The 17,225-nt window shown below is 65.4% G+C and carries 18 protein-coding genes; 11 read left to right on the top strand and 7 right to left on the bottom strand.

The features are described from left to right. Positions 1-141: 141 nt before the first annotated feature. Complete coding sequence (locus DLM85_RS06375) at positions 142-1,305, top strand: putative sulfate/molybdate transporter (RefSeq protein ID WP_111477205.1); 1,164 nt, start codon at positions 142-144, stop codon at positions 1,303-1,305. A gap of 109 nt (positions 1,306-1,414) precedes the next feature. Here DLM85_RS06375 and DLM85_RS06380 read toward each other — a convergent pair whose 3' ends face one another. The 3 genes from DLM85_RS06380 to moaA form a co-directional block, all read right to left on the bottom strand. Then, positions 1,415-1,840, bottom strand: coding sequence for a hypothetical protein (locus DLM85_RS06380; RefSeq protein WP_111477206.1), 426 nt, complete (start codon positions 1,838-1,840; stop codon positions 1,415-1,417). A 71-nt stretch (positions 1,841-1,911) separates the two neighbouring features. Further along, positions 1,912-2,715, bottom strand: coding sequence for an alpha/beta hydrolase (locus DLM85_RS06385; protein ID WP_111477207.1), 804 nt, complete (start codon positions 2,713-2,715; stop codon positions 1,912-1,914). Between the two features lie 69 nt (positions 2,716-2,784). Beyond that, positions 2,785-3,801: a GTP 3',8-cyclase MoaA gene (gene moaA, locus DLM85_RS06390; protein ID WP_111477208.1), complete on the bottom strand. Its 1,017-nt coding sequence runs from the start codon at positions 3,799-3,801 to the stop codon at positions 2,785-2,787. Between the two features lie 124 nt (positions 3,802-3,925). Between moaA and moaD the strand changes: the two genes are divergently transcribed. The 3 genes from moaD to DLM85_RS06405 all read left to right on the top strand — a co-directional run bounded on the left by moaD (position 3,926) and on the right by DLM85_RS06405 (position 5,982). Beyond that, complete coding sequence (gene moaD / locus DLM85_RS06395) at positions 3,926-4,168, top strand: molybdopterin converting factor subunit 1 (protein ID WP_111477209.1); 243 nt, start codon at positions 3,926-3,928, stop codon at positions 4,166-4,168. Positions 4,169-4,324: 156 nt separating this feature from the next. Then, positions 4,325-4,741, top strand: coding sequence for a molybdenum cofactor biosynthesis protein MoaE (locus tag DLM85_RS06400; RefSeq protein WP_111477210.1), 417 nt, complete (start codon positions 4,325-4,327; stop codon positions 4,739-4,741). A 200-nt stretch (positions 4,742-4,941) separates the two neighbouring features. Beyond that, positions 4,942-5,982, top strand: coding sequence for an RtcB family protein (locus DLM85_RS06405; protein WP_133256937.1), 1,041 nt, complete (start codon positions 4,942-4,944; stop codon positions 5,980-5,982). A 98-nt stretch (positions 5,983-6,080) separates the two neighbouring features. On the opposite strand, the gene DLM85_RS06410 is transcribed toward DLM85_RS06405, so the two are convergent. Continuing rightward, complete coding sequence (locus DLM85_RS06410; protein WP_165822027.1) at positions 6,081-7,304, bottom strand: XdhC family protein; 1,224 nt, start codon at positions 7,302-7,304, stop codon at positions 6,081-6,083. Between the two features lie 264 nt (positions 7,305-7,568). Here DLM85_RS06410 and DLM85_RS06415 point away from each other — a divergent pair, with 264 nt between their 5' ends. The 7 genes from DLM85_RS06415 (at position 7,569) to DLM85_RS06440 (ending at position 12,858) form a co-directional block, all read left to right on the top strand. Further along, positions 7,569-8,414 carry a class I SAM-dependent methyltransferase gene (locus DLM85_RS06415; RefSeq protein ID WP_111477213.1) on the top strand — a complete coding sequence of 282 codons (846 nt, stop codon included), beginning with the start codon at positions 7,569-7,571 and terminating at the stop codon, positions 8,412-8,414. A 109-nt stretch (positions 8,415-8,523) separates the two neighbouring features. After that, positions 8,524-10,227 carry a tetratricopeptide repeat protein gene (locus DLM85_RS06420; protein WP_111477214.1) on the top strand — a complete coding sequence of 568 codons (1,704 nt, stop codon included), beginning with the start codon at positions 8,524-8,526 and terminating at the stop codon, positions 10,225-10,227. Between the two features lie 122 nt (positions 10,228-10,349). Then, positions 10,350-11,105, top strand: coding sequence for a DoxX family protein (locus tag DLM85_RS06425; protein WP_111477215.1), 756 nt, complete (start codon positions 10,350-10,352; stop codon positions 11,103-11,105). 97 nt (positions 11,106-11,202) lie between these two features. Further along, positions 11,203-11,541: a potassium transporter KefB gene (locus DLM85_RS06430; RefSeq protein WP_111477216.1), complete on the top strand. Its 339-nt coding sequence runs from the start codon at positions 11,203-11,205 to the stop codon at positions 11,539-11,541. 157 nt (positions 11,542-11,698) lie between these two features. Beyond that, the gene (locus tag DLM85_RS25380) at positions 11,699-11,857 is read left to right on the top strand and encodes a hypothetical protein (RefSeq protein WP_165822028.1); all 159 of its coding nucleotides are present in this window, start codon (positions 11,699-11,701) and stop codon (positions 11,855-11,857) included. 8 nt (positions 11,858-11,865) lie between these two features. Further along, positions 11,866-12,213 (top strand): hypothetical protein, encoded by a 348-nt coding sequence (locus tag DLM85_RS06435; protein WP_165822029.1) that lies wholly within the window; start codon positions 11,866-11,868, stop codon positions 12,211-12,213. A 159-nt stretch (positions 12,214-12,372) separates the two neighbouring features. Then, positions 12,373-12,858, top strand: coding sequence for a hypothetical protein (locus DLM85_RS06440; protein WP_165822030.1), 486 nt, complete (start codon positions 12,373-12,375; stop codon positions 12,856-12,858). A gap of 75 nt (positions 12,859-12,933) precedes the next feature. Here the strand turns inward: DLM85_RS06440 and DLM85_RS06445 are convergent, their stop codons facing one another. The 3 genes from DLM85_RS06445 to DLM85_RS06455 all read right to left on the bottom strand — a co-directional run bounded on the left by DLM85_RS06445 (position 12,934) and on the right by DLM85_RS06455 (position 16,817). After that, positions 12,934-15,171, bottom strand: a complete 2,238-nt coding sequence (locus DLM85_RS06445) for a xanthine dehydrogenase family protein molybdopterin-binding subunit (RefSeq protein ID WP_111477219.1) — start codon at positions 15,169-15,171, stop codon at positions 12,934-12,936. Continuing rightward, positions 15,168-16,190 carry an FAD binding domain-containing protein gene (locus tag DLM85_RS06450; protein ID WP_111477220.1) on the bottom strand — a complete coding sequence of 341 codons (1,023 nt, stop codon included), beginning with the start codon at positions 16,188-16,190 and terminating at the stop codon, positions 15,168-15,170. Before DLM85_RS06450 ends, DLM85_RS06445 begins: the two co-directional genes overlap by 4 nt. A gap of 105 nt (positions 16,191-16,295) precedes the next feature. Next, the gene (locus DLM85_RS06455; protein ID WP_111477221.1) at positions 16,296-16,817 is read right to left on the bottom strand and encodes a (2Fe-2S)-binding protein; all 522 of its coding nucleotides are present in this window, start codon (positions 16,815-16,817) and stop codon (positions 16,296-16,298) included. Positions 16,818-17,225 lie beyond the last annotated feature (408 nt).

Below are 17,225 nucleotides of genomic sequence, written 5' to 3' on the forward strand. Positions count from 1 at the left end.
TAAAGCAGGTTTTCAGCCTGCGTAAAGGCCCTGCTCGTATGCCAGGGCTGTTTGTGCTCAGCCGCAGGCCGAAACCCGGCCTTATGTTGGGCCCTGGTTGCGCCGCTTTCCGTTGCCAAACCAGCGCCAGTTCACTGCCTTATGCCCGAAACCGCTACGCCACCCGCCCGCCCCCGCATCCGCTTCGACCGCAACGAGCTGGCCGGCGCCTTCGGCGACCTGGGCACCGACCTGCCCCTGCTCATCGGCATCATCGCCGCCTCCGACGTCGACGCGGCCGGGGTGCTCATCATGTTCGGGCTGATGCAGGTGTTTTCGGGACTGTGGTACGGGCTGCCCATGCCGGTGCAGCCGCTCAAGGCCTTTGCCGCGCTGGTCATTGCCCAAAAGCTGCCGGGGCGCCTCATCTTCGGCGGCGGGCTGGCCATTGGCGCGGGTATGCTGCTGCTAACCGTAACCGGCCTGATCGACGCGCTGGCGCGGCTGGTGCCCAAGCCGGTGGTGCGTGGCATTCAGCTGGGGCTGGCCCTGCAGCTCGCCACCCTGGCCCTCAAGGAATACGTACCTGCCGACGGGCTGGGCGGCTACGTGCTGGCGGCCGTGGCCTTTCTGATTACGGTGGTGCTGCTCGGCAACCGCCGCGTGCCGGCGGCGCTGCTGGTCATCGGCCTGGGCGTGACCTACGGCCTGCTGTTCAAGCTCGACCTTGGCACCGCCCAGCGCGCCCTCGGCCTGCACCTGCCTACCCCGCACGCCCCCACCTGGCCCGATGTGGTGGCCGGCGCCGTGCTGCTGGCCCTGCCGCAGATTCCGCTTTCCCTCGGCAACTCCATCCTGGCCACCCGGCAGGTGCTGCACGACCACTTTCCGGAGCGCGCCATCACGGTGCGCCAGATCAGCTTCACCTACGCCCTGATGAATTTGGTGAACCCGCTGCTGGGCGGCTTTCCGGTGTGCCACGGCTCGGGCGGGCTGGCCGGACACTACGCCTTTGGGGCGCGCACGGGCGGCTCGGTGCTGCTCTACGGCGGCCTGTTTCTGGTGCTGGGGTTGTTCTTCAGCCAGGGCTTTCAGCAGGTAGTGCAGATTTTTCCCCTGCCGGTGCTGGGCGTGCTCCTGCTCTTCGAAGCCCTCACGCTGGCCGCGCTGCTGCGCGACGTGGCCGACACCCGCGCCGGCCTGCTGCTGGTGCTGCTGGTGGGCCTGCTGTGCTGGGGCCTGCCCTACGGCTACCTGGTGGGCCTGGCGGTGGGCACCGCGGTGTACTACGCCATGCGGCGCGGCTGGGTGGGCCTGGGCAAATAACCATTTGAACCGAATTGCCAGCCATTGAGCCCTTTCTGAAACCGCAAACGCCCAACGCCCGCAGCGTTACCGCGGGCGTTGGGCGTTGGTTTAGGCATTGCCGAATAGCTTAGGCCGACTGGGCCGGACTGACGTCGGGGCTGGGGGCCGGGGCGGCGGCGGGCGCCGCGTGGTGGTAGCGGATGTGGCGCCCGAGGCACTGGGCCACGTCGGTAGCCAATTGCTCGGGGGTGGAGTTGACGGCGTAAATCGTCTGCCCGGCCCGGCGCAGCATCAGCTGGGCCGAGGTACCGTGCTCGGCCGACACGCGGGCAGCTACCACCAGCGCGTGCGTATCGGGCCAGGAGGCTTCGAAAGCCAGCGCCGTCCCCTCCCAGGGCGCCTTTACCAGTCGCACGCTCAGCGGGCGAAACGACTTTACTTCTTCGAATGCCGTCAGCAGCGGATTGCTCAGTACAGCAAGCTCCGCGGACTCAGCATCGGCAGCGGACGCGTGCAGCGCGGCTGCAAACTCGTGAACGGTTGGAATAGGCATGGCAACGGGACGGAAAGGTGACGCCCCCGCAAAATGCGGATTTTTTCGGTTTGAACGGCGGCGCCCCTCTTCTATTGCCCGGCCAGCAGCCCGCGCAGCGCCTGCCGGTAGCGCGGGTTGTCGGTCATGCCGTTGTGCCCGGCGCCGGGCAGCACGATCAGCCGGTCGGTGGGCCGGAGCAGGGCCCGCAGCCGCTGGGAAGAGCCGGGGTAGATAACCTCGTCCCGGTCGCCGTGGAAGAGCACCACCGGCGCCGCCACGCGCGGCAAGACCTCGTAGGTGCGCAGCGGGTAGCGCACCAGAAAGCCGGGCACCCAGGGATAGTGGCTGCGGGCCATGTCCTGCATGCTGTAGTACGGGGCCTGCAGAATAAGCAGCCGCGGCCGGTGCCGGGCCGCCAGCCAGGCTGCCGGGCCCGTGCCCAGCGAGTAACCCAGCACCACGGTCTGGTCTTCGGGGTACTCAGCCACCAGCTGCCGGTACGCGGCGTCGGCGTCGGTCAGCAGCTCGTTTTCCGTGCTGATGCGGCCCTGGCTTTTGCCGTAGCCGCGGTAATCAAGCAGAAACACGTCGTAGCCCAGCGCGGTGAAGAGCGGGGCCACTTCGCCCCAGCTGTCGAGGGCGCCGCCGTTGCCGTGCAGGTAGAACACCAGCCCCCGGCGCGGCGCCTCGGTATGAAACAGCAGGCCGTGCAGGCGCGTGCCGTCGGGCGCCGTGGTCCACCGCTCCTCCCAGCGGCCGGGAAAGCGGAAACGGTAATCGGCGGGCAGCTTCGCGGGGAAGAACAGCAGGCGCTCCTGCTGAAAGTAGAGCAGCAGGCAGACCAGCACGTACAGGCTCAGCGCCGCGCCGAGCAGGATAAGCAGCAGTTTCATCAAGCTAAACCAAATGGCCCGGAAATCGGGCCCGGCAAGCTACGCACGGCGGCCGCGGGATTCGTCCCTCTACCCCCCAATCGTCGACATCGACTCGAAGCTGAGCTGGTGCAGGGGCCGGCGCTGCTCGGCCTCGAAGCCGTTGGCGGCGCGCTGGTAAAAGGCCTGGCGCAGGGCGGCGCGCACCTCCTCGTCGGAGGCGCCGCCGCGCAGCAGGGCCCGCAGGTCGAGGCCGCCCTGGTCGTAGAGGCAGGTTTTCACGCTGCCCTCGGCGGTGAGGCGGATGCGGTTGCAGGTGCCGCAGAAGGTGCGCGAGTAGGCCGCGATGATGCCCAGCCGGCCCGCGTGGCCCGCTACCGCGTAGTGCGAGGCCGTGTCGCCGGGGCGGGTGGGCTCGGGCAGGAGCGCGCCGAAGTACTGCTCCAGGTGCTCCCGGATGCGGCGGTGATTCCACGGCAGCGTGGCCGCGGTAGCCTCGTGCGAGCCGCCGTTGAAGGGCATTTCCTCGATAAAGCGCACGTCGACGGGCAGCTCCCGCGTTAGCTCGGCCAAGGGCAGCAAATCCTCGGTGTTCTGCCCATCCATCACCACCGCGTTGATTTTGACGCGAATACCGGCCGCCAGCAGGGCGTAGAGCGTGTCGAGCACCCGCGGCAGCTCGTCGCGGCGGGTGATGCGTGCGAAGCGGCTGCGGTCGAGCGTGTCGAGGCTGAGGTTGACGGCGCGCACGCCCATGCGGGCCAGGGCCGGCACGTGCGGGGCGGTGAGCACGCCGTTGGTGGTCAGCGTCAGCTCCGTGATGCCCGGCAGCTGGCTCAGGCGCTCCATAAAAGGCACCAAGTCGCGGCGCACGAACGGCTCCCCGCCCGTCAGGCGCACCTTGCGCACGCCCAGCCCAGCCAGGAGGCCGACCAGCCGCTCCATCTCCTCGTAGCTGAGCAGCTGCTGCTTGGGCACGTACTCAATGCCTTCGGCGGGCATGCAGTAGAAGCAGCGCAGGTTGCAGCGGTCCGTCACGGCCAGGCGCAGGTACTCCAGGGGGCGGCCGTGGCTGTCGAACAAAACGGGCGAAGCGGATTCAGTCATGGATGCAGAAGCGGGGCGGGCGCCGGGGCAGCGGCCGCGTGCTCCCAACAACGGCCGGGCGGCATTTGTGTTCGATTTCGGCGAATTTCGCAACCCAACCGGCCGCTTTTCCGGTTAAGGCCCCATGAAGTTAACCATTGCCCTCTTCGGCATCACCCGCGAAATCGTCGGGAGTCCCCAGTTGGAGCTGACCGTGCCCGCGGGCCAGTCGGTGCAGGAGCTGCTGGCCGGGCTGCACCAGTCCTTCCCCGCTTTGGGCCAGCTGCGCAGCCTCGCCGTGGCCGTCAATAACGAATACGCCCAGCCCGACACCCAGCTGCACGAGCGCGACGAAATTGCCCTGATTCCGCCCGTCAGCGGTGGGTGAGGTAATTAGTAATTGAGAATGAAGAATTAATAATTGGTGGGGTTCCGATTTGTCGTTCCCGGAAGGCACTGCTTCCAAACACTACCGGCTTGATACCCACCGCAAAAAGGCTTCATTCTTAGTTATTAATTCTTCATTCTTAATCATTAATTGGAAATGCTCATTCAGCTCACCGACCAGCCCATCGACGTGGCCGCCGTGCTCCAGGCCGTGCAGGCCGACGGCGCCGGGGCAGTCAACGCCTTTATCGGCACCATTCGCAACCGCAGCACCGGCCGCCGGGTGGTGCGCCTGCACTACGAGGCCTACGACCAGATGGCCGTGCACCAGCTGCGCAAGGTGGCCGAGCAGGCCGTGGAAAAGTGGCCCATGCTGCAAGAGGTGGCCGTGGTGCACCGCAAAGGCACGCTCGACATCGGCGACGTGGCCGTGGTGGTAGCCGTATCGACGCCGCACCGCGCCGAGTCGTTTGCCGCCTGCCAGTACATCATCGACACGCTGAAAGAGGTGGTGCCCATCTGGAAAAAGGAGGAGTACGAGGATGGCACCGTGTGGGTGGCCGCGCACCCGTAGGGTGGGTTCGAAGCATAGCAGAATTGTTCTCATCCTCCCATCCTGAGCGCAGCGAACCGCAGGCGGCGGGTGCCCCTGTTTCCAATCCTCTGTCTTTTCTACCTTTGCCCCCGGCCTATTGCTGAGGCCCTGATTTCGCGCGCATTTATGCGGCTGCTTCCCGGCGCGCGCCTTTTATTCACATCGTAAAAGCAGACAACGTGAAAACGGTCTATTTTACGGATCGTAGCGGCGTGGAGCAGAACGCGCTACAGTCCCTTCTCGCGTTCGAGGAAAAACCCACCATCGGGCGAATCGCCGTATTCCCCGATATCCATTACTGCTCCGAGCGCGCCATCCCGGTGGGTGTGGCTTTCCGTACGACCGAGGTTTTTTTCCCGCTGGTCACGGGCAAGGACATGGGCTGCGGGGTAGCCTACCTGCGCATTCCCCGGCCGGACGTGTTACGCCCATTCGACAAAGCCCGGCATTACCGCGCCTTCGAGCGGGAGGCCCACGGCATGACCAACGAAGGCCTGGGCGGCGGCAACCACTTCCTGTCGCTGGAGGAATCGGCCGACTACCTCTACCTCATCGTGCATACCGGCAGCCGCAACCTGGGCATTTATATGTACCAGGAAAACTCCCGCCTGCTGCAGCAGCACAACCCCGGCCACGACTGGCTGCCCATTGGGCTGGCGACGCCGAGCTACCGGCAGGAGTATGAGCGGGTGTTGGCGTATGCGGCGAGCCGGCGGCGGGAGTTCCTGCTCAAAACCTACGAGTTCCTGCAGCGCAACCAGTACGTGGCGGCCGGCACGCCGGTGTTGGCCGACAGCTGCCACAACCTGCTGGAGTTTCGGCCGGATGGGGTGATTCACCGCAAGGGCAGCACGCAGCTGGCGGCCGATGGCGAGGTGGTCATTCCGCTTTCGATGAGCCGCGGCTCCCTGATCGTGAAGCCCAACCGCTGGGCCGCCGCGCTGGAGCAGGCGCTGTGGAGCTGCGCGCACGGCGCCGGCCGGCGCTACAGCCGCACCGATACGCTCAAGCACTGGCACTCGCTCAAAAAAGCCGACAAGGAAGCCTACCGACAGCGCTTTGCGGAGCTGCTCAACCGCCAGGGCGACTTCGATAGCAGCATTCTGCAGGAGTTTGATTTTGCGTACAAAGACTCCGCCGCGTTGCTGGCTACCCAGCCTTACCTGATCTGCTGCGACGAAACCCGACCCATCGTGACGGTAAAGTTCACGGGGGTGTAAGCGCAACTAAGCAATGGAAAGCCCGCACCGGAGAAGCCGATTTCCGTTGCGGGCTTTCCTGTATAGCGCACCAACCCATCACCCGGCCGTCCGTGAATTTAGATGCCGCAGCTCGGCTCCGTCACCACCACGTGGCGGTAGCGGGGCTTCCCGCCCCCCGTTTCGGCGGCCGAATCGGGGGCGGCGACGTGGGTGGGGCGGGCGTGGATGGGGTCTTGGGAATGGGTGAGCATGCCGCCAGGCCGGCCCTGGCGCACGGCCTGAATTTCGGCTACGATGGACAGGGCAATTTCCTCCGGCGTCTCGGCGCCCAGGTTCAGGCCGATGGGGCTGTAAAGGCGGCCGGCGAGGCGGGTTTCGGCGTCGGGCACTTCCTCGCGCAGCTCTTCGAGCAGGCGGGCGGCTTTCTGGCGCGGTCCGAGCAGCCCGATGTACGAGGTGGGCGCCCCCAGCAGGCGCTGGAGCACGGCCAGGTCGTAGGCGTAGTTGTGGGTGAGCAGCACGGCATAGTCGGCGGTGAGCGGCAGGGCGGGCACTTCGCCCAGGGTCACCACGCGCACGTCGGCGGCTTCCGGAAACCGCTCCGCAGCGGCCTGACGCGGGCGGCCGTCGACCACCGTCACGTGCCAGCCGAGCCCGGCGGCGAGGCGCACCAGCGGCTGGGCGTCGTTGCCGGCCCCGTACACCGCCAGGCGCAGCGGCGGGCGTAGCACTTCCAGGAACACGCGCACGGTGCTGCCGGGGGCGGCGGGGTACTCGCGAATCAGGGACTGATCCTGGGCCAGGGCCTGGTTGGCGTCGGCGCGGAGCTGGGCGGTCAGGGCGAGGTTGTCGAGTGCGGAGCCGCGCACCTGGCCGCCGGGCATCAGCAGCAGGCGCTGACCGAGGTCGGCCACGGCCTGGCCGGCGGCGCAGCGAAACACGGTGGCCAGCACGGCCGGCTCGGGGTGGCGGGCAAAGCCGCGCAGCAGCTCCAGCGGGTTGTCGGCGTCTTCGAAATCGAGCGGCTCGAGCAGAATGCGCACCACGCCCTGGCAGCCGGGGCCGAGGCCGTGGCGGGGGTCGTCTTCGTCCGAGGTGTCGTAGGTGACCAGCGCGGGCTGGCGGCGCTGCAGGGCCTGCCGGGCGCGCTGGCGGGCGTCGCCTTCGAGGCAGCCGCCGCTGATGGCGCCGGTCAGCTGGCCGTCGTCGGTGACGAGCATGCGGGCACCGGGGCGGCGGTAGGCCGAGCCTTCCACTTCGACCACGGTGGCCAGGGCGCAGGCCCGGCCGGCGGCGCGGTAGTCGTCGTAGGCGGCAAGCAGGCGTTGGAGTTCGGTCATGGAAAAGCGGCAAAAAAGAAACCGCCCCGGCGGCGGCGGGCGCGGCGTAAGGAGGCAGTACGCGCCGCGGCGGCGGCTGGTTATCAACCCGCCCGCCCCGATCTTGTTCGGGGCCAGCGGCGCGGCCCACCGCCGGCGTATTGCGGCGAAGCTGCCTTTTTGCGAGTGACAATATTGTATATTCGCTATAGTCGCCGCCGGCACCGGGCCCGGCCCCATTGCACCGCTGCTGCTCCCCGCTCCCACATCCCAATTCCCAAGGCTATGAACGCAGAACTCGAAACCATCCGTGAACAGCAAAAAGCCACCTGGAACAAGTTTTCGGCCGGCTGGCGCAAGTGGGACGATTTCACCATGGACTGGCTGCGGCCCATGGGCGAGGAAATCATCCGCCGCCTGCAGATCCGGCCCACCGACCTCGTGCTCGACGTGGCGGCCGGCACCGGGGAGCCGGGCCTGAGCATCGCCGCGCTGGCCCGGGACGGGCGGGTCGTCATCACCGACCTGGCCGAGGGCATGCTGGCCGTGGCCCGCGACAAAGCCGCCGACCGGGGCATCAGCAACTACGAAACCGTGGCCTGCGACGTGAGCGAGCTGCCTTTTCCCGACGACACCTTCGACGCGGTGAGCTGCCGCTTCGGCTTCATGTTTTTCCCCGACATGGCGCTGGCCGCCCGCGAGATGCACCGCGTGCTCAAGCCCGGCGGGCGCCTGGCCGCGTCGGTGTGGGGCGGCCCCGCCCAGAACGCCTGGATTACCACCATCATGGGCACCATCAGCCGCCACCTGCAGTTGCCGGCCCCGCCGGCCGGGGCCCCGGGCATGTTTCGCTGCGCCGGGCCCGGCTTCCTCCCCGAGCTGCTGCGGCAGGCGGGCTTCGACCACGTGCACGAGGCGGAAATAACCGGGCAGCTGCGCAGCAGCAGCAAGGAGGCCTACTGGCAGTTTATGAACGAAGTGGCCGCGCCCGTGGTGGCCGCCCTGAGCCAGGCCGACGCCGCCACCCGGGAAAAAATCCGCACCGAGGTCTTTGCCCGCATCGACGAGCAGTGCTCCGACGGCTCGACGGCCCTGAACTACGGCACCGTGGTGGCCTACGGCCAGAAATGACGCCCAACGCCTCGCGGGGCCGCTGCGGGCGGCCTCGGTTGTGCTGCGCGGCCGCAAGCGCCTGCCCGATGGGCCATAACGGCCACCCGTCCACTGCTCCCTCCCGGCTATGAACACGTCCTGCCTGCCCCTGCTGCTCGTTTACGGCCTGAGCCTGCTGCCCTCGGCGTGCCGGCAACACAACCAAGCCGCCCCCGCCGGGACGCTAACCGAGCTGAGCCTGAAGCGCGGCAACCTCTCGGTGTGCGGCCCGGCCGAGCAGCAGTTCGGCCGCGTGGCCTTCGAGGTAAGCGGCCCGCAGTCGGTGCAGGCCGATGTTGCCCTGGCCGTGTCGCTGCTGCACTCCTTCGAGTACGACGAGGCGGAAAAGGTCTTTGCCCGCGTCATCGACCAGGCACCCGACTGCGCCATGGCCTACTGGGGCGTGGCCATGTGCAGCTACCACCCGCTCTGGACGCCCCCCACGCCCGCCGAGCTGGCCAAGGGTGCCCGGGCCGTGGCCCTGGCCCAGCGGCTGCCGAAAAAAACCGCCCGCGAAGCGGCTTACATCGATGCGCTGGCCGCGTTTTACCAGGACCACGCGCACGCCGACCACCGCACCCGCAGCGGGCGCTTCGAGCAGGCCATGGCCCGCGTAGCCGCCCGCTTCCCCACCGATCCGGAGGCGGCCATTTTCTACGCCCTAGCCCTCGACGCGGCCGCCGACCCGGCCGACAAGACCTTCCGCAAGCAGCGCAAGGCGGGGGCTATTCTGGAGGGCCTGCAGCCGCAGGCGCCCCGGCACCCGGGCATCGTGCACTACCTCATCCACACTTACGACTACCCCGAGCTGGCCGCGCTGGCCCTGCCGGCGGCCCGGCAGTACGCCGCGGTGGCGCCCTCGTCGGCCCACGCGCTGCACATGCCCTCGCACATCTTCACCCGCCTGGGGCTGTGGGACGAATGCATCAGCTCCAACCTGGCCGCGGCGGCTTCGGCCCGCTGCTACGCCGAAAACGCGGGGCTGAAGGGCCACTGGGACGAGGAGCTGCACAGCGTGGACTACCTCGCCTACGCCTACCTGCAGCAGGGCGACAACCGGCGGGCCCGGGAGCAGCAGCGCTACCTGGCGGCCGTGCGCGAGGTATCGCCGGTCACGTTCAAGGTGGCCTACGCCTTTGCGGCCGTGCCCGCCCGCTACGTGCTCGAAAACAAGCAGTGGGCCGCCGCCGCCCGGCTCCGGCCGCAGCGCGCCCACCTCGACTGGGCGCAGTTTCCGTGGCAGCGCGCCATCACGCACTTTGCCCGCGCCCTGGGCCACGCCCGCACCCAGCAGCCCGACTCGGCCCAACGCGAAATCGACCACCTGGCGGCCCTGCGCACCACCCTGAGCGGGCAACACAACGACTACCAGGCCCGGCAGGTGGAAGTGCAGCTGCTGGCCGCCGAGGCGTGGCTGGCCCTGGCCCGCGGGCAGTCGGCCGAAGCCCTGCGGCGCATGCAGCAGGCCGCCGACCTCGAAAACCGCACCGAAAAGCACCCGGTGACGCCCGGCGAGGTGGTGCCGGCCCGCGAGCTGCTGGCCGATATGCTGCTGCAGCTGCGGCAGCCCGCCCCGGCCCTGGCCGCTTACGAAGCCGACCTGCAGCAGCACCCTAACCGGTTTAACGGCCTGTACGGGGCGGCCGGGGCGGCCGAGCAGGCCGGCCAGCCCGCCAAAGCCGCGGCCTACTACCAACGCCTGACCGAGGTGGCCCGCGCCGCCGCGCCCGCCCGCCCGGAAGTAGTGGCGGCCCGGGCCTTCCTGGCCAGGCACCCGGCAGCCAGCCTCTAACCGCTGCCCCGGCGCCGTACGGGACGGCCGAATGATTTAATGGGCCGCGCTTACTTTGAAATTCAAAGAACTTTATACATTTGCAATCAATACTAGCCTCCTGACCTCCTTCAGCTTCTGCCATGAGCCTCCCCGCTACCCTGGACCGCCTGCATGCCCAGGCCAGGCAAAACCGCTGGCTGCGCTACTTCGCGGTGTTCAACCGGCTGGCGCTGGCGGCGGGGTTTATTCCGTCGGGGTTCGTGAAAATCATGGGGGAGCGGTTTACCTCGCTCTCCAACAATCACCCGATGGGCCACTACCTGGAGGCGCTGCACCACACCGGCTACTACTACCCTTTTATCGGGGTGCTGCAGCTGACGGCGGCCCTGCTGCTGCTGATTCCCGGCACGGCGGCGCTCGGGGCCGTGCTCTACTTTCCCATCATTCTGAATATCTGCATCCTGTCTTTGGCCGTGCGCTTCGATGGCTCGCTGCTCACCTCGCCGCTGATGGTGCTGGCCAATCTGTACCTGCTCTGCTGGTACTACGACCGACTGAAGTTCCTGCTGCCCTTCCAGCCGCCGCCCGCACCGGCCGCTCTGCCCGCACCGCCACCCAGCAGCAAATTCCCGACGGGCTTCTTTGCCGGAGTGGCCGCCGCCGTGGCGCTGGTGGTCGTGGGCATCACCTCCTTCGACGTGAAGCCCTACAACACCTTGGCTGATTGCCGACGGCAGTTTGAGGGCAGTACCCGCACCACGGCGGGCTACCGTTTCTGCGCGTGCATTCACCAGCAGGGCCTGCCGCTCGACCAAGCCCTGGCCGAGTACCGACAACGCCCCGACGACTCAGCGGCCACGCCGTTGCCGACGGCAAGCACATCGGCTGGCCGGTAGCCCTTCCCGCTGAGGCGGCAAGCGGGGGCGTCGTTTGAAAAGCCGGCTCCCCTCGACCTCGCACTTTACATCGTCAACCCCCATAAACCAGAAAACCATGCCTGCTCAATCCTCTCTTTCGCCAAACCTGCATCCCAGCCCCTGGGGCAAACGCGTCGCGCAGGGCGCCGGTATTGCCTTTATCCTGGCCGCTGTTTTCATGGTCTTTTTCGCCAGCGGGGCGCGCTTGGCATTTGGCCTTTGGACCGTGCTGCCGCTACTTACCGTGCCGGTGGCGGGGGCTTTCGGGGGGTTGCTCTACTACCTGCTGGATCATCTGCGCTACCAGGGCGGCTGGCAGAAAATAGTGGCTAATGTGGTCAGCCTGGCGGTGTATGGCGTGCTGCTGTGGCTCAGCCTCGTGGCAGCTTTTGCGGCTACGGGCCTCTGGGATTAACCGCTATACTGGGGGCAGTGGAAGGCAGCAAGCCCGCCGGGCCCTAAACCCCACCACGGCTGGCCTCGTCATTTAGCAGTGTGTCAACGCAATAGCGCTGGCTCACTATCTTTCCGAACGGACTGATCCGAAGCCAAGCCTTGAAAAGAGTAGTCAGATGAAGCGTTACCCCTCTTTTAAAAGCCTGAAAAAGGTATCTGATTCGCACAGCAACCCGGCCGCCGCTAAGCCGCAGGCCGAAGAGAAAATTATTGCGTTTCTGAATCTGGTCCGGGAATCTGTAAAGACGGCGGATAAGCCGGAAGCGCATGACTGAATCGGCGAATGAGACGCTGCTGCAGCTCTGCCGACTTATTGCACAAGCATGCGGTAGAATATCTGATTGTGGGTGGTGCGGCGGTGGCTATTTACGGGCACTACCGAATGAGCATGCTGCCGTCTGGAGAGATGTCCAATAAATATGATTTTGACTTCTGGTATAATCCCAGCTACGCCAATTACTATCGGCTCCTGGAGGCATTGGAAGAGTTTGGTATCAATGTCGATTCCTATCGGAACGAACTATCACCGAACCCGAAGAAGTCATTTTTCAAACACAGTTTCGAGGATTTCACGGTAGATTTTCTACCCAAAATCCTGGGCCTTGGCAGATTCAATGACGCTTTCCGTTGAAAGACGGTTCCCAAACTGGATGGCTTCAATATTTACACCGTTGCGCTGGCAGACCTTATTCTGAGCAAACAGGCCACGAATCGGGCGAAAGTCCAGGAGGATATTCTAGCCCTCAAATCAATTAACAAGCAAAATGACGCGGATAAAAACCCATAACTGATGCATCAGACTATGATTGAAAATGAAAAAAGAAGCCGTGCCTTACTTATTCTATCTGATGCCTTACAGGGAAATTTTATTTCCGGCTTTAGCGTCGGTGATTGGTGGGTTTTGTATCTGGGTGGCTATTATTTGGTGGCGCAGGAAGTTGTTTCGGAAGACGAAATACAGCTTAATCAATGGTATCAGGCCAATTACCCTCCTTTTGCTGACTGTGTCGATAAAGAATTTATCAGCAAAACCACTGTCATGACCGCACACCGGCAGCGGTTGATTACGGAGGTGGCCTTGGATGATGCTTATAATCTGACCCTGAGCTTCGATAATAACAGCAAGTTGACCTTATCAACGGATGCAGATATCGTCGACTGGCAATGGACTTTGAATACGAGTGGCAACGACCCTTATATGGACTGCCTAGTGGGCTGTTTCTGGAAGGGAGAAATCGTAATACACGAGGCAGATGCCTTGCCAGAGCACGAGTAGAAGCCTGCATTAGACATAAGAACGCCCCGAAACCAGTCCGGTTCCGGGGCGTTGCCGTTGAGGCTCCAGCCGAGGCTAGAGCAGCTTATCAATCGTCAGCGGGAGGCTGCGCACGCGCTTGCCAGTGGCGTGGTACACGGCGTTGGTAATGGCGGCGGCCACGCCCAGCAGGCCCACTTCGCCGATGCCTTTCACGCCCAGCGGGTTCACGTGCGGATCTTCCTCCTCCACGAAATGCACCTCGATGTCGCGCACGTCGGCGTTGACGGGCACGTGGTACTCGGCGTAGTTGTGGTTCATGTAGCGGCCGTAGCGGTGGTCCATCACGGTTTCCTCCATCAGGGCCATGCTGATGCCCCAGACCACCGAACCGAGCACCTGCGAGCGGGCAGTTTTCTGGTTGATGATGCGGCCAGCGGCTACCACGTTCACCACCCGCGTGACGTGGATGGTGCCCAGGTCCTCATCCACCTGCACCTCCACGAACACCGCGTTGTGGGCGTGCATCGAGTACTTCTGCATGTTCAGCGGGTTGGGCATCACCGAGGAGTCGGCCTCGATTTCCCGCTCCCCGCTCACCTGCAGCACGTCGCGCAGCACCACCGATTGCCGGGGCTCCTTGCGCAGCCGGATCAGGCCGTTGACAAATTCCACGTCCTCGGGCTTGGCGCCTTTCAGCGGGGAGTCGTCCATTTTCTGGGCCAGCTTCAGCAGCTTTTCGCCCAGGGCCTCGCACACGCTTTTCACGGCCGAGCCGACGGTAGCAGCCGTCCAGGAGCCGCCCTGTACGGGGGCTTCGGGCAAGGTGGTGTCGCCGAGCTTGGCGGTGACGGCTTCCATGGGCAGGCCCAGGGTTTCGGCCGCAATCTGCGTCATCACGGTGTAGGTGCCGGTGCCGTTTTCGCCGGCGGCGCTGCTCACCGTGAGCTTGCCGTCGGCGGTGATGCTGGCTTTGGCGGCGGCTTTCTGCATGGAAGCATCCCATACGCCCCCGGCCATTCCCCAGCCCACCAGCTTGTTGCCTTCGCGCATGGAGCGGGGCTCCATCTTGCGCTGGTCCCAGCCGAAGCGGCGGGCGCCTTCGTCGTACACTTCGCGCAGCTTTTTGCTGCTGAAGGGCTTGTCCTCGTTCTGGTCGCGGTCGGCGTAGTTGCGGCGACGGAATTCCAGCGGGTCGATGCCGGCTTCGTAGGCCATTTCATCCATGGCCACTTCCAGGCCGATGGAGCCGGTGGCCGCACCGGGCGCCCGCATGTCGAGCGGGGTAAACACGTCCAGCGGCACCACTTCGTACTCCAGGTGCACGTCGGGGCACTGGTAGAGCATGCCCGACCAGTTTACCACGTTTTCGGTGTACTCCTCGAAGCGCGAGGTTTCGTGCACGGCCTTGTGCTTGAGGCCCAGCAACTCCCCGCCGGGACCGGTGCCCAGCTCTACCGTCTGCACGGTGTGCGGGCGGTGGCCCAGGCTGAACATCTGCTGGCGCGTGAGGCTCAGACGGATGGAGCGTTTCAGCTCCAGCGCGGCCAGCACCGAGAGGAACAGCTCGTACTGGGGCCGCAGCCCCGCCCCGAAGCCGCCGCCCATGAACAGGTTCACCACCCGGGCCTTGTCGGCGCTCAGCCCGAACACCTTTTTCAGGTACTGCTGGCAGTTGTATACGCCCTGGGTTTTGTCGTACACCGTCAGCTTGCCGTCGGGGTGGTAGTGCACCGTGGCCCCGAAGATTTCCATCGGGTTATGGTGCTGGGTGCCGTGGATGTACTCCTGCTTGATGCGGTGCTCGGCCTTGCTGAGCCCCTTGTCGGCGTTGCCGCGGCGCACGGGCGGCTTGTAGCCGGTTTTGCCGCTGCCGGGCTCCTGGCCCTTTTCGCGCAGGGCTTCCACGTCGGTTGCGTGCTTCTCCTGCTCGTACTCGATTTCGAGGACGGAAGCGGCGTAGCGGGCCAGCTCGAACGTTTCGGCTACCACCAGCGCCACGGGCTGCTGGCTGAACTTGATTTCGTCGTCGTGCAGGGGGCGGAAGGGCGAGCCGCCGGGGGCCACGTCGTCCTTGTAGCTGCGGTCGAACCAGGCCAGTGTAGGCACGTTTTCGTGCGAAAACACCTGGATGACGCCGGGTAGAGCCAGGATTTTGTCGGCGTGGATTTTCCGGATCTTGCCCTTGGCCACCGGGCTGCTCACCACGTAGCCGTACACGAGGTCGGGCACGCTGAACTCGGCCGAGTACTTGGCCTGGCCGGTCACCTTCAGGGGGCCTTCGACGCGGCTCGGGGCCTTGCCGACGTATTTGGTATTGCTATCGGTGCTCATGGATTGCTGTTGGTAAAGACGTCGGATGCTTTCTGCTCCCCGGCCGCAGCCTGCGTGAGGGCGCGCACGATGGCGCGCTTGGCCAGCTCGATTTTGAAGTCGTTGGTGCCCTGCCCTTTGGCTTCCTTCAGCACCGCCTCGGCGGCCTTGCGGAAAGTGGCTTCGGTGGCGGGCTGCCCTTTCAGCAGGTGCTCGGCGGCTTTGTCGCGCCAAGGTTTGTGGGCCACGCCGCCGAGGGCCAGCCGGGCTTCCTTGATGGTATTGCCGTCCAGCTCCAGCCCCACGGCCACCGAAACCAGTGCAAAGGCGTAGCTCTGCCGGTCGCGCAGCTTGAGGTAGGCGAAGTTTTCGGCGAAGCCCTGGGCGGGCAGGTCGATGCTGGTAATCAGCTCCCCGGCTTGCAGGGTGTTGTCGCGCTCGGGCGCGTCTTCGGGCAGGCGGTGGAAGTCCTCGAACTTAATCTGCCGCGACCCGTCGGGGCCCTGCACCTGCACCACGGCCTCCAGCGCGGCCAGGGCCACGCACATGTCGGAGGGGTGGGTGGCAATGCAGCTATCCGAAGTACCCAGGATGGCGTGGATGCGGTTGTAGCCGCCGATGGCCGCGCAGCCCGAGCCGGGTTCCCGCTTGTTGCAGGGCGTAGCCGTGTCGTAGAAGTAGTAGCAGCGGGTGCGCTGCATCAGGTTGCCGGCGTTGGTGGCCATATTGCGCAGCTGCGGCGAGGCCCCGGCCAGAATGGCCTGGCTGAGCAGCGGGTAGCGCTGCTGGACTTCCGCATGCCAGGCCGTATCGGCGTTGGTGGCCGTAGCGCCCAGGCGCAGCCCGCCGCCGGTGGTGCTTTCGATGGATGACAGCGGCAGCTTATTGAGTCCGACGAGGTGCTGTGGGTGCGCCACGTTTTCCTTCATCAGGTCGAGCAGGTTGGTGCCGCCCCCGATGTAGGCCGCGGCCTCGTGGCCGCTGAAGTCGCGCACGGCAGCATCCACCGACGCGGCGCGGGTAAGAGTGAAGGGGTTCATCTGGTGAGTTGGTGAGTTGGTGAGGTGGTGAGATGGTGAGTTGCGAGGCGTGAAATGGTGGCGAGTCGTTGAACAGCCAACTCACCATTTCACTAGCTCACCATTTCACCGCTTCGCGTCGACTACTTCCTTCACGGCGGCCAGGATGCCCACGTAGGCGCCGCAGCGGCAGACGTTGCCGCTCATCAGCTCCCGGATTTCGTCCTCGGTCTGGGCTTTGCCCTCGTTGATGAGGCCCTGCGCCGAGCAGATCTGACCGGGCGTGCAGTAGCCGCACTGAAAGGCGTCGTGGTCGATAAAGGCCTGCTGCAAGGGGTGCAGCGCGTGCTCGGAGCCCAGGCCTTCGATGGTCGTTATGTCGGCGCCTTCCTGCAGCACCGCCAGCGTTAGGCAGCTGTTGATGCGCTTTCCGTCGACGAGCACGGTGCAGGCGCCGCACTGGCCGTGGTCACAGCCTTTTTTAGTGCCCGTCAGGCCGGCGTACTCGCGCAGGGCGTCGAGCAGGCTGGTCCAGGGCGCGAGCTGCAGGGTGTGGTCCTGGCCGTTGATGCGCAGGGTGACGGGGCTGGGTGGCACCAGGGGCCGGAGCTGGCCGTCGGCGGCGCTGGTTGTGGAAACGGTACTCATAGAGGCGCTTGGGTTGGAATAGAGGGACAAGACGGGCGGGAACCCCGGCGGCCGACTCCGCAGAGCCGGACCGCCGCTGGTTAAGCCCTACGCTTGCCCCGGCGCCGGAGTTGGCCGAAGCGTTTGGTTTGTTGAACTACAACGCCTCGGTATCGGGATGAAAGCTCAATAAATAAAGCACTGATATAAACACCCTTCACTCAAGTAGGCGGCTCGGTTTCGCGGCTGCTTCTTTCTGCTCCGCGGCTGCTTTCCAGTGCAGAGCAGTGCTGAATCAAGCCGCAGAGCAGCGCCACATCAATAGAAAAGGGAGCCGACAAGAACGACCGAGCTCCGGAGGAGCGGCACCTCAACCGCGCGGGTCGGGTGCCGCTCCTCCGGAGCTCAAGACGTTTAGGCGTTGGTCGT

The sequence above is a fragment of the Hymenobacter edaphi genome (genome assembly GCF_003258365.1).
Taxonomy (GTDB): Bacteria; Bacteroidota; Bacteroidia; order Cytophagales; family Hymenobacteraceae; genus Solirubrum; species Solirubrum edaphi.